Source organism: Citrobacter sp. BIDMC107 (assembly GCF_001037575.1).
In the GTDB taxonomy this organism is placed as follows: Bacteria; Pseudomonadota; Gammaproteobacteria; order Enterobacterales; family Enterobacteriaceae; genus Citrobacter; species Citrobacter freundii.
In genome coordinates this window covers 3,989,846-4,002,591 of sequence record NZ_KQ089848.1, presented here as the reverse complement: position 1 = coordinate 4,002,591, position 12,746 = coordinate 3,989,846, and the positions used below count along the sequence as shown (strand labels likewise).

Sequence of the window (12,746 nt, the reverse complement as noted above, 5' to 3'; positions counted from 1 at the left end):
CTGCGCCTTATCCGATACCAACCTTTTTAAATCGCTTTTGCCATTTTCAGGTTACACGGGCTCATCTGCCAGTTAAAAGTACCCTTCCCGCTCTCATCAAGCGTTACGCTGGCAATCGCTGATGTGGTAAACATCGGCGGTGTTTCACCTGGGCAAAGCTCAGACACCAGATACCCCACTAAAGGCAAGTGAGAGATAACCAGTGCCGTGGCGATACCTTCATTGGCCAGAGCCTGTAAATAGGCACTGACCAGACCGACATCGCCGCAAGGAGTCAACTCCGGCAAAACATCCACACCGGTTGGCAGGTTCATACATTCCCCCACCACATCCAGCGTTTGTTCGGCTCGTAGGAACGGGCTCACCAGAACACGTTCGATATCCACTTTTTGACCTTTCAGCCAGTTCGCCATCAGGCGAGATTCGTCACAACCACAGGAGGTTAAGGGACGAACCGAATCACTGGCGGCATCGAGGGCCGCGTCGCCGTGACGCATGATAAAAACTTGCATATTGCACCGCTTTTGTTAACCAGAATCACCAATACCTTTATTCACAGCCCCTATTGGCTGTGATAACGATATGGTGGCCGGCATTGTGCCTTATCCATTCACCGAATGAAACGCTGTTTTTTACCTCAACGGCGTAAGTATAGTCAATCTCTGTTTACATTTTGAGCGCGAGCCATACATTCAGTGCGGATTCATCCTACCTTTGACCTCATGAATTCAGGTCAGTTTCCCCAATATTCCAGAATCTTTCACTGTGTGCCGCCATCTGCAATAACTGTTCACACGGCGCAAACCGCGAGCCGTATTGCGTGGTCAGCCGTTGCAGAGTCGCAACCACTTCTCCCGCGCCGAGTGAATCCATATACCGGAACGGGCCGCCGAGGAATGGCGGAAAACCAATACCAAATACAGCGCCGATGTCGCCATCACGTGCGCTACGGACTATCTTCTCGTCGAAACAACGAGCTGCTTCATTGAGCATTAACATGACGCACCGCTCTGCTACCTGCGCAGCGGTAAGTCGGCCCTGACCCTGAACGCCAATAAGCGTATAAATTGCAGGGTCGACCTGTTTTTTGCTTTTACGCCCTTTCACACCATAAAGATAGAAACCCCGACCATTTTTTCTACCTTTGCGATCGTCATTCAAAATTGAAGCAACAACATTTGCAGGCGCGCTAAAACGTTCTCCATATGCAGCCTCAAGCACTGGTATAATTTTAGTGCCCGTATCAATTCCGACCTCATCCAAAAGTTGGATTGGCCCAACTGGAAAACCAAACTTAACCAGCGCGGCGTCTATGGTTTCGACCCGCTCGCCCTCGGTCAACATACGAATCGCTTCGTTAATGTAAGGCGCTAAAATGCGGTTAACGTAAAAGCCGGCCTTATCTCTGACCACTATCGGCGTTTTGCCCTGTTTTTTCGCTAACTTAACGGTAGTTGCAATCGTCTGCTCGGAGGTCGTGGCATGTGGGATCACTTCGACCAACGGCATTTTTTCCACCGGACTAAAAAAGTGTAAACCAATCACTTGTTCAGGCCTGGTAGCATTCGCAGCAATATCGCCAATGGGCAAAGATGAGGTGTTAGAAGCAAAAACGGTATGAGGTGCGCAATTTTGCTCAACTTCTGCCACCATCCGTTGTTTTAGCGACAAATCTTCAAACACGGCTTCAATAATCAAATCGCGATGCGCAAAGCCACGGTAGTCGATCGATCCCGAAATCAGCGCCAGTTGTTTATCGCGTTCGCTGGCTTTGATATGACGGCGACGAACCTTCGTTTCAAGCTGATCCCAGCTATACTTCAGCGCATGGTTGATTCCCTTAGCGTTTATATCTTTGATGCGCACAGGCAAGCCGCCTTTACAGGCCGTCACATAAGCAATACCGCCCCCCATCAGACCGCCGCCCAAAATGCCAACGCTGTCCAGCGGGCCGGGCTTCGCATCACTTCCCGGATCCTTTTTCACGTCGGTGTTGGCAAAAAAGATGTGCCGTAGCGCCTGAGACTGGGATGTCATCGCCAGCTCACCAAACGCACGGGCCTCTGCGTCGTAACCACTACTGCTGCCTTGCGCTAGCCCGGTTTCGATGACCTCAAGGATACGTTCTGTTGCAGGGTAGTTACCTTGCGTTTTTTGCGCCGTCTTTTTACTGGCCATGCGGAACAACAGCGCCCGCCCCAGCGGCCCCGCCAACACTCGCTCTCTCACGGGCAGTGTTCGTTGCGCAGAACTGTCCTTTTTAGCCAGTTCAACGGCCGCTTCCAGCAAAATGGAATGCGGTACAACTTCATCCACTAAACCAACTTTCAGCGCCTGTTTTGCGCGTAATTGTTTTCCGGTGAGGATCATATCCAGTGCGGTACTGACGCCAATCAGGCGCGGCAGCCGCTGCGTACCACCGGAGCCGGGCAACAAGCCAAGTTGTACTTCCGGTAAACCCAGTACGGTTTTAGCATCATCGGTACAAATACGGTTGTGGCACGCCAGCGCCATCTCCAGGCCACCGCCGAGGCATGCACCATGAATCGCGGCGATAACCGGGATCGGTAAAGCATTAATTTCCGCCATCATCTGCTGCCCCTGACGGGCCAGCGTTTCGGCTTCCTGCGCGCTGCGACAGCTACCAATCATGTTGATATCCGCCCCGGCAATGAAGTTATCGGGTTTAGCCGAAATAAACACCACACCACGCAATGCTTTGTTATCGCGGATTTGTTTCAGAATGGCCCGCACCTGAGAAGCAAACTCTGCTTTCAGGGTGTTCATTTTCTCTCCGGGCACATCAATGGTGACAACAGCAACGTTATCCAGACGTACGTTTAGTGTAAAAGCCGATGTCATTTCCATTATTCCGCCTCCAGAACCATTGCCGCACCCAGACCACCAGCTGCACAGGCTGTCACTAAACCAAAACCGCCGCCACGACGACGCAGCTCATGGAGGGTTTGAGTGATCATGCGCGCACCGGTGGCAGCAAAGGGGTGTCCATAGGCAATCGATCCGCCCAGCACGTTAAATTTACTGTCATCAACCTCGCCAGTGGCATGCCTCCTGCCCAGCACGTCGCGGGCAAAACGTTCGCTACCCAACAGCTGAAGATTCGCCAGCGTTTGCGCGGCAAAGGCTTCATGCATATCGATCAGGGTTAAATCTGCCATCGTCAGACCGGCTCTCTCTAGGGCAAGCGGTGTTGACCACGCCGGTCCCAGCAGCATGTCCTGCCAGACATCGATGGCGGTAAAAGCAAAACTACGCAAGTACCCCAGCGGCACCAGCCCCAACTCTTTCGCACGCGACTCCGTCATCATGATCACGGCGGCAGCGCCGTCCGTTAGCGGGGTACTGTTTGCCGCGGTGACGGTGCCGTGCTTGCGGTCAAACGCCGGACGTAGTTTGGCGTAATCGGCCAGCGTAGAGTTACCGCGAATGTTGTTATCTTCTGAAAAAGGATCTTTAAACGGTGGCGCGTAGGTAGTCATTACCTCATCTGCCAGCTTTCCTTCAGCCCATGCCTGAGCGGCACGCTGATGAGAGCGGTGCGCCAGAGCATCCTGCTGCTCTCGGGTAATACCATAGGTTTTGGCCATTTGCTCAGCCGTATCCCCCATACGCAAACCGGTGGAATACTCTGCGACGGCCGGCGGCACAGGCATCAGGTCACGTAAGCGCAATCGGGAAAAGAGTTTAAGGCGTTGACCGGTTGTCCGGGCCTTATTGACATCCACCAGCACCCGCGCCAGCTTTTTACTAACGCCAATAGGCAAGACTGACGAGGAGTCCGCACCACCCGCAATTCCAGCACGAATAGACCCCGCCATCAGGCTTTCCGCGACATTCGCCACCGCCTGGAAACTGGTCGCGCAGGCCCTGCTCACGCTGTATGCATCGGTATGTACATTCATACCGGTTCCCAGCACAATTTCACGAGCAATATTTGGTGCTTCAGGCATTTGCACCACCTGGCCAAAAACCAGTTGCTCGATCACATCGGCAGGAATTTCGCTGCGCGCCAGCAGCTCACCGACGACCATCTTTCCTAAATCAACGGCGGGAATGCCATGAAACGCGGTAGCCTGACGAGCAAATGGCGTACGCAATCCACTTACAATGGCAATACGGTCGCCCTGGCGGGTAACCAGCGGTAAAGCCTGACTCATAACACTCCCCTGTAAAAAAATAAAATAAGTGGTCTGACCTGATCATAGTCTTAACCAATTTTTTACATTTAGCCAAGCGGGGAGAAAAGAAAGTGGGAGCTAAGACACAGTGAATAATCACTGACAGTTACGAAAAAGCCCTTGCTATCAGATAGCAAGGGCTTTTGCAGAGGGGATTAACGCAGGCCCAGCTGGAAAATCAGCGTTTCAGCTTCACAGGCAAAAACAAAGTCGATATCCAGACGCACACCTTCTGACACTTCAGTAAAGGTCGAAGTGATTTGGCAAGGCTCAGATTCCACGCCACGTGCCTTTTCAGTCAGAGCGGCCAGTGTTTCTTCTGCCTCTGCGCGATTCGCGAACACACGGCTGTAGGACGCGGTGCAATCGGAGTTGTCCATGATGGTGCCAACATCCATACAGCAGCAAACCGGGGTTTCATCAGCACTGCATTTACTCATTGTAGATTTCCTCTGTATTCGCACCTGAGGTGCCAGATAAACGATAGGGATATTTTACGCTCCCATTATTCGCCTCTCCAGTCGTTAATTGTACGAAATGCGATAAGTGACCGAAATCACACTTAAAAATGATCTAAAACAAAAATCGCCCAAACAGGTGAGTGCGCACCTCCGCAATTTTGCCAGCTGGATCGCGTTTCTCTGATCAAATTTGAAAATATTTATAAACATACTTGCAACATTCCAGCTGGTCCGACCTATACTCACGCCACTGGTCTGATTTCTAAGTCGTACCTCAGACCCTACACTTCGCGCTCCTGTTACGGTATGTAACATTGTTTGTATAAAAATAAATCTATGAGGTTATGGTCATGAGCCAGAAAACCCTGTTTACAAAGTCTGCTCTCGCAGTCGCAGTGGCAATTATCTCCACACAGGCCTGGTCTGCAGGCTTTCAGTTAAACGAATTTTCTTCCTCTGGCCTTGGCCGGGCATATTCGGGTGAAGGCGCAATTGCGGATGATGCAGGAAACGCCAGTCGTAACCCGGCACTGATTATGATGTTCGATCGCCCTACTTTCTCAGCAGGTGCGGTGTATATCGATCCAGACGTTAATATTTCCGGTAAATCGCCATACACCGGACGCAGCACTGATGCGGACAACATCGCGCCTACGGCGTGGGTTCCCAATGCTCACTTCGTGATGCCTATCAACGAACAGTTTGGTTGGGGTGCTTCCGTTACCTCAAACTATGGTCTGGCTACCGAATTTAACGACAGCTACATCGTTGGTGAATACGGCGGTAAGACCGACCTTAAAACGGTCAACCTTAACCTGAGCGGTGCCTACCGTCTGAATGATAGCTGGAGCTTCGGTCTCGGTTTTAACGCCGTTTATGCTGATGCAAAAATTGAACGTTATTCTGGTGAGCAAACGGCTGCATTACCGAAGGTCAGCAACAAAATTGCCAGCCTGAAAGGGGACGAATGGGGCTACGGCTGGAACGCCGGGATTTTGTACGAACTGGATAAAAATAACCGTTATGGTTTAACGTACCGTTCTGAAGTTAAAATTGATTTTGATGGCGATTATAAGAGTGGCATCCGTACCCAGGCGAACGCCATACCTGGCGCTGGCACTACATTCCCATGGGGAACGACCAATGCCACCGTCCCGGGTTCTCTGACACTTAACCTGCCTGAAATGTGGGAATTGTCAGGTTATAACCGTATTGCACCACAGTGGGCTATCCACTACAGCATGGCCTATACCAGCTGGAGTCAGTTCCAGGAGCTGAAAGCCACAGGTTCCAATGGACAGACACTGTTCTATAAAGAAGAAGGCTTCAAAGATTCTTACCGCATTGCATTGGGTACGACTTACTATATGGATAAAAGCTGGACGTTCCGTACCGGTATTGCTTATGACGATAGCCCGGTTCCAGCAAGCAAGCGTTCCATCTCCATTCCGGACCAGGATCGTCTGTGGCTGAGTGCGGGTACGACTTACGCATTCAATGATGACGCATCCATTGACGTCGGCGTTTCTTATATGCACGGCCAGAAAGTGACCGTTAAAGAAGGCCCGTATACTTTCGACTCTGAAGGTAAAGCCTGGCTGTTTGGTACAAACTTCAACTACGCATTCTGATTTTCTTCAGACGTAAAAAAGGTGAGCTTTTTAGCTCACCTTTTTATTTGCCCAATTCCTTACTCAGAATCGATCTCTTTTAAATCGTCCTGAATGTCTTTCGCGTTCGGGTTTTCTTCTGGTTTGAGTTTCCCACCATTCGCAATAAAGTCATGACGCTGGAAGTAAGCTTCACGCACCATAATGTAAGGATCGGAAGACTGACGCAGCAGACCGTCAGAATCGAGCAATTGCGCGCGAGTTTCAATCCCTTCAACCGTCCATTTGCCTATCGACAACGGCCAGGTCAGCCAGGACAGTACCGGATACAGGGTATCGACCATATCGCCGCCGTCATCACGCAGTGTGAAACTACCGTAGAACGGAAGCTGCATATACGGCCCGTAACCCACGTCATAGTGGCCTAACGTACTGCCAAAGCGGTGTGGTTCAACGCGCTGCAACTTCGGATTAGCCATACCTGCCACATCGATAAAGCCGCCCATACCTAACAGGGTATTCAGGAAGAAACGGGTAAAGTGCACCATCCCCTGATAAGGATCGCCTTGCAGGAAATAGTTGACCATGACGGCCGGTTCTTCAAGGTTCCCCGTAAAGTTGCTTAAACCATTACGCGCCGGCTGCGGAACATAATCACGCCAGGCCACTGCTACCGGTCGAACAACATAGGGATCCAACACGTTAAAGTTGAAGTTGTACATGGTACGGTTGAACCCTTCAAATGGGTCCGAACGCCCCTGCTGTTCAGTACCGGAGCTCGCACACCCCACCAAAAGTGTGGTTCCCAGCGCAAGCGCCGACAGGCGAAGCTTCATAAGTATCTCCCTGTGTTTTATGGCTATCGCTGATTGCCATCCATGACGGAACGATGACGTATCCGCCTGTTTAGATGTGAGCGATTGTAACAGCACGTCAAATGATGTCTATATACCCTGTCTTACTGATTTGATCATAGCCTGGTAATACGCACTCCGCGGCGGTTCTATTCTAACTAACCCGATAAAAACAAACGTTACCATTTTTGCTATCTCAGACTTTCTCCCGCTGATTTTCAGACAAAAGCCGCTACGCTTTAGCAATACGTGCTTATTCAGGATTCGGCCATGAATGACATCAAGAAAGATAAGATTGATCGACACAGCGACGAACTCGAAGTGGAAAGCGATGAAAAACTAACAGGGAAAAAGATAGAGCTTGATGAGGACAGACTCCCCTCCCGCGCCATGGCGATCCATGAACATATTCGCCAGGATGGGGAGAAAGAGATGGAGCGCGACGCAATGGCCCTGCTGTGGTCAGCCATCGCAGCCGGACTGTCGATGGGTGCCTCGCTACTGGCTAAAGGGATTTTTCACGTACAGCTGGAAGGTGTGCCAGGGGGATTTTTACTCGAGAACCTCGGTTATACCTTCGGCTTTATTATTGTCATTATGGCCCGCCAACAACTCTTTACCGAAAATACCGTCACCGCCGTACTGCCGGTGATGCAAAACCCTACCCTCGGCAATTTTGGCCTGTTGATGCGCCTGTGGAGCGTGGTACTGCTGGGTAATATTATTGGCACCGGGGTTGCAGCATGGGCGTTTGAACATATGCCGATTTTTGATGAAGAGACCCGCGATGCTTTCGTCAAAATTGGCATGGATGTGATGAAAAACACTCCTGTGGAGATGTTTTCCAACGCCATCATTTCTGGCTGGTTAATTGCCACCATGGTGTGGATGTTCCCCGCCGCCGGGGCGGCAAAAATTGTGGTCATTATTCTGATGACCTGGCTGATTGCGTTAGGCGATACTACGCATATCGTCGTTGGCTCGGTGGAAATTCTCTATCTGGTCTTTAATGGCACGCTACACTGGAGTGATTTTTTCTGGCCCTTTGCGCTACCAACGCTCGCCGGGAATATCTGTGGCGGAACGTTTATTTTCGCGCTGATGAGCCATGCGCAGATCCGCAATGATATGAGCAACAAACGCAAGGAAGAAGCCCGGTTACAAGCAAAGCGTGATGAGCAAACGCAGAAAAACCAGAAAAAACAGGCCTGAATGGTGACTGTTTGAGCAGTCGGGCGGCCTGAGACTTACCGTTGTGAGTAAAAAACGCTATACTCGTGCCGCTTCGTCCCCTTAGTTAAATGGATATAACGAGCCCCTCCTAAGGGCTAGTTGCAGGTTCGATTCCTGCAGGGGACACCAAAACCCTGTCTATCGAAGTATATTAAAGTCTATTTTTATCAATAATTTCAATGCGCTTACCTCCAACTATGGTCTATCAAGGTCTGCGGTAATATACGGACATCCAGCTTGTTTTGTTGGTATAACTGTTGGTACCGTAAGTTCGATAATGCCAATACCATCATCAGGAGGCCACGATGGCACTAACTGAGGTAAAAGTCAGAAATGTAAGTAGCCCGCATAATCGTGCCATTCACATTTAGAGATCATCCGGCATAATCAATCTGCCAACGAAGGAGATCGCTATGCGTAAAGCCCGTTTTACTGAGCATCAGATTATCGCTGTGATTAAGTCGGTTGAAACCGGACGAACTGTTAAAGATGTCTGCCGGGAGGCCGGTATTTCTGAAGCCACCTACTACAACTGGAAGTCCAGATACGGCGGCATGGAGGCTTCTGATATTAGAAAGATCAAAGATCTTGAGGACGAGAACCGACGTCTCAAACAGATGTTTGCCGACCTGAGCCTTGAGAACCGAGCGCTGAAAGACGTTATCGAAAAAAAGCTTTAAAACCAGCCTTTAAGCGTGAGCTGGTCACTCATCTGATAACGACATTCGGACTCAGTATCCGTCAGGCCTGCCGGAGTCTGAACCTGAGCAGAACGGTTTACCATTACCGCCCGGATCCCACGCGTGACGAACCCGTTATTGTCGCGTTACAGGCAGTGGCAGAGCGATACCCACGATACGGTTTTCCAAAACTTTTCCAGGTGTTGCGGCGGCAGGGACACCCGTGGAATCACAAAAGGATCCATCGTATTTATTGTCTGCTGAAGCTGAATTTTCGCCGAAAGGGCAAACAGCGGTTGCCGGTGCGTAATCCTTCGCCACTGGCCACGCCGGAAACACTGAACCAGAGCTGGTCTGTCGATTTTATGCATGATGCCCTGGTCTGTGGCCGTCGTTTTCGCACGTTCAATGTCGTTGATGACTTTAACCGTGAGGCGTTGTCGATTGAAATCGATCTGAATCTGCCAGCTCTGCGCGTGGTCCGTGTACTCGACAGGATTGCGGCCAATCGCGGCTATCCGGTCATGCTACGTATGGATAACGGTCCGGAATTTATCTCACTGGCACTGGCTGAATGGGCAGAGAAACATGCAGTAAAACTGGAGTTTATCCAGCCGGGTAAGCCGACGCAGAACGCTTTTATTGAGCGCTTTAACCGAACATACCGTACAGAAATACTCGATTTTTATCTGTTCAGAACGCTGAATGAAGTGCGGGAAATCACGGAAAGATGGGTGTCAGAATATAACTGCGAACGCCCTCATGAATCACTGAACAATATGACGCCGGAGGAATATCGGCAACACAATCATTTGGCCGGGATCTCAAAAAATGCATGGATCTAAAACGGGTCTATTTACACCTTTCCCCATAGACAAGAAGAGGCATAAACAAGAATTGACTCATGCCTCAGGAGATGTGAGATGAAAAATCGAAATCTAGCGCATAATTTTCGAATGCTCTAAACTCTGGGTTTCCTTAGTTTACGGGGTGAACGCAAACCAAGATAGTACTTATATAGAAAAGCGAAAGAATATTTTTTCCTTCCACCACTAATATAAGTTACAAATATAATTCCATTTAGAACCAGCATTTCTTCAAAATGGGTTACTGGAAGAGTCTTAAGATCGTCATGGTTGTCTTTAACACACTCAACTAACTCTTCAAAATCATTTTGAAGTAATGAAGAGCATTTTAGCCTATCAGGAACTGCGCTGTTCCTAATATCCTCTACGAAAAGACGTATGAGTTCATTACCCGCTTCATTAGCTAAGTCATTGAAATGCTTATCTACAGCCTGAGATCTTACACTTTTGTACATGCAATATTGAATGCTCAAAACCGATGAGCCTCTCAATTTATTATCGTCACGAATTTGCTCATTAATAGCAAGCTTTATTAAATCTAAAAAAGGACGCAAACTGATAGTTTGATCAGCATTTTTTATATTTGTATAAAGTTCATCGTAAGCGTTGTTCCAGCTATCCCGGCTTTCGCCAAAGAAAACTTCTGTTAGAGGTCTCAATATATACTCATCAGCAGGAAGTTGGTTGAAATTGTTTCTTTTATTCAATCTTTTCACTATCTGATTTTTTATAAAATCTTCACTCTTATATTTACCCAAAAACTCTAAAAACTCATCACGTGCATAGGCAAAAACCACCTTAAACAGGAAAGCATACATCTCTTCATGTGACCATTCCAAGTTAATAGTTTGTTTTTCGAGAGCGTTTTTGTTCGTTAAATTGCCTAGTTTAGAAAAAAGGTCTCGCCTTACAAAAAGCTTGGGTTGAATGCGCTCCCAATTGTTTGATACGCATAAACGAATTAGCGGCGATATACCTCTATTCCACTCTTTTGGGATCACAACAAAATCTAACTGATCAAATGTCACTATTAGACGAGAATCACTATGCCTTAGACTGGTCTCAGCCTTCTCAAGAGAATTTTCGACTACGGTGTACAACTCTTCAGAATCAATAATAGCTTTGAACTTCAAAAAAGTTGCATTATCATTTTTAACTTCAAAATAATTATCATCCGGTTCAATTATCCCTGAGCGGCATACAGCAAGCCACAGATAAATAACCCAAAACTTTCTAATCTTACTATCATCATCTAAATATGATGAAAAATGAGATGATAGTTCAAAATATGATCCTGTCGAAGAATTATAATCTCCAATGGCATGAATAACTTTAAATTTTAAATGTTCTTTTTCCGCACGTTTAACTAGTAAATTAAAGAAAATATCATTTTGCAATGCTTTATAAAATGCAGTTTTCCCAGTTCCTTTACCGCCCAGTAATATTTTATATTCTGGTAAAAAAAGATCTTGCATACACTGCCTGATATAAAAATCCTTCTGGAAAAAACTGTCATTGTATTTTATATTTTCTGCATAAGGATCAGGTAAACTAGATGATAGTTTTTGAATTACCAAATCTGCAGATTCGTTGCACTTTATATTTTCTCCAACCTCGATGCACTCTGCGACCGGATCCTTGTATTCTGTTTCTGTTATAGATTTCAACTCTTCTGACAGAAATTCAAAAAACTTACTGTAACTATTTGACCCTGAGTGGGACATAAAATGTTTGGTATCTTCAATATCTTCAAACTCTGTACCAACCAATTCAAGCATACTCTCTCTTTGAAAAATAAATGTTGGCACATTAAAATCAGAATATGCTTCGCAATAACTTAATATTTTCTTATTAAACCTCTCATATCTTTTTGTTATGGAAGAAGATATTATTGAAAGGATCATGATTAGTTTTTTATTATCTTTAATTTCAGAAAATCTTTCCAATAGAAATTCTATACCTGCTTCATTTTGATGATCATCACCGCTTAATGCAACCACGAGATCAGAAATTTCAGATAAAGATCCAAATACGTTGTTAAATCCAGTCCTTGAGTCAAATATAATGACATCTGGAGAGTATTCTTTATTTATATTGATAATGAGGTTAGTTATATCTGTCGTAAAAGAATCCCTGCCCTGTAAATCTAAACGAGATAAACCTTCTAAGTAGTATTTTTTTCGTCCCCGAAAATATTTCCAGCGGGCATTAAGTGAACCTTACCCTCACCAGTAAATACCGATGGGACTTCATATATATACTTATCACTTAATTTTAAATCTGTGCAAAACTTACTATCAATAAGATATTCAACTATCCCATTCTTAGGATTGTCAAATTGAGATATATTGAAAAAATTAATCAACCCAGGAGCTTCAAAGTCACAATCAACTACAAATACTTTTTTCCCGAAACTTGCATAATAACCGCAAAAAAGTGCTAAGGAAGTAGTTCTTCCCACACCACCTTTATAGCTAAAAAAAGTCACAACTGGTGTTTGATTGTGAATTTCATCATCTGAAGGATCAATTAAGTTATCAAGTGAGCGTCTCAATCCAAAATTAATGCTATTCTCTTTGAACAAATAAGCATAATCTTCATCTAGTCCGTTCTCCTCAGTTAGGAAATCAAATGAAATGTTATAACAATCAATCTCATTAAAAATCGTATCCTCGTCAGCAAGGTCAGAAATATTTTTTATTCGATCACTTGCAATAGTGATCCTAGCGAGTTGATTCATAGTCAAATCTATATTGAAATTAGACAATATATTTTGATTTTTTAAACGCTGCAAAGAGTTTTTTATTTTTTCCAGAACAACAAATGAAATTAACATTTTACAT

The 12,746-nt window shown here is 46.6% G+C and carries 10 protein-coding genes and 1 tRNA gene; 4 read left to right on the top strand and 7 right to left on the bottom strand.

Going from position 1 to position 12,746, the window contains the following annotated elements; all coding sequences use genetic code 11:
• Positions 1–26: 26 nt before the first annotated feature.
• From sixA to SK39_RS18545, 4 genes are all read right to left on the bottom strand, one after another.
• A complete protein-coding gene (sixA, locus tag SK39_RS18560; protein ID WP_003028179.1) occupies positions 27–512 on the bottom strand; it encodes a phosphohistidine phosphatase SixA in 486 nt (161 codons plus the stop codon).
• Positions 513–720: 208 nt separating this feature from the next.
• Positions 721–2,868 carry a fatty acid oxidation complex subunit alpha FadJ gene (gene fadJ / locus SK39_RS18555; protein ID WP_032949707.1) on the bottom strand — a complete coding sequence of 716 codons (2,148 nt, stop codon included), beginning with the start codon at positions 2,866–2,868 and terminating at the stop codon, positions 721–723.
• On the bottom strand, positions 2,868–4,178 hold the full coding sequence (gene fadI, locus SK39_RS18550) for an acetyl-CoA C-acyltransferase FadI (RefSeq protein ID WP_016150715.1): 1,311 nt from the start codon (positions 4,176–4,178) through the stop codon (positions 2,868–2,870). Before fadI ends, fadJ begins: the two co-directional genes overlap by 1 nt.
• Positions 4,179–4,354: 176 nt before the next feature.
• Positions 4,355–4,639, bottom strand: coding sequence for a YfcZ/YiiS family protein (locus SK39_RS18545; protein ID WP_003028186.1), 285 nt, complete (start codon positions 4,637–4,639; stop codon positions 4,355–4,357).
• 371 nt (positions 4,640–5,010) lie between these two features.
• Between SK39_RS18545 and fadL the strand changes: the two genes are divergently transcribed.
• Entirely contained in the window at positions 5,011–6,291 is a 1,281-nt protein-coding gene (gene fadL, locus SK39_RS18540) for a long-chain fatty acid transporter FadL (protein WP_003845058.1), read from the top strand.
• Positions 6,292–6,350: 59 nt separating this feature from the next.
• On the opposite strand, the gene mlaA is transcribed toward fadL, so the two are convergent.
• Positions 6,351–7,106, bottom strand: coding sequence for a phospholipid-binding lipoprotein MlaA (mlaA, locus tag SK39_RS18535; protein ID WP_003028190.1), 756 nt, complete (start codon positions 7,104–7,106; stop codon positions 6,351–6,353).
• 288 nt (positions 7,107–7,394) lie between these two features.
• Between mlaA and SK39_RS18530 the strand changes: the two genes are divergently transcribed.
• The 3 genes from SK39_RS18530 to SK39_RS26900 all read left to right on the top strand — a co-directional run bounded on the left by SK39_RS18530 (position 7,395) and on the right by SK39_RS26900 (position 9,882).
• Positions 7,395–8,336 (top strand): formate/nitrite transporter family protein, encoded by a 942-nt coding sequence (locus tag SK39_RS18530; protein WP_046670109.1) that lies wholly within the window; start codon positions 7,395–7,397, stop codon positions 8,334–8,336.
• A 75-nt stretch (positions 8,337–8,411) separates the two neighbouring features.
• Positions 8,412–8,486: transfer RNA gene (locus SK39_RS18525), tRNA-Arg, on the top strand.
• Between the two features lie 284 nt (positions 8,487–8,770).
• Positions 8,771–9,882, top strand: a protein-coding gene (locus SK39_RS26900) for an IS3 family transposase (protein WP_129622533.1) whose coding sequence is annotated in 2 segments (ribosomal slippage) — positions 8,771–9,032 and positions 9,032–9,882 — 1,113 coding nt in all. Because the reading frame shifts where the segments join, the coding sequence is not laid out codon by codon here.
• A 116-nt stretch (positions 9,883–9,998) separates the two neighbouring features.
• Here the strand turns inward: SK39_RS26900 and SK39_RS18510 are convergent.
• Complete coding sequence (locus tag SK39_RS18510) at positions 9,999–11,903, bottom strand: hypothetical protein (RefSeq protein ID WP_053069600.1); 1,905 nt, start codon at positions 11,901–11,903, stop codon at positions 9,999–10,001.
• Between the two features lie 164 nt (positions 11,904–12,067).
• Positions 12,068–12,739, bottom strand: coding sequence for a nucleotide-binding protein (locus SK39_RS27410; protein ID WP_053069599.1), 672 nt, complete (start codon positions 12,737–12,739; stop codon positions 12,068–12,070).
• Between the last annotated feature and the right edge of the window lie 7 nt (positions 12,740–12,746).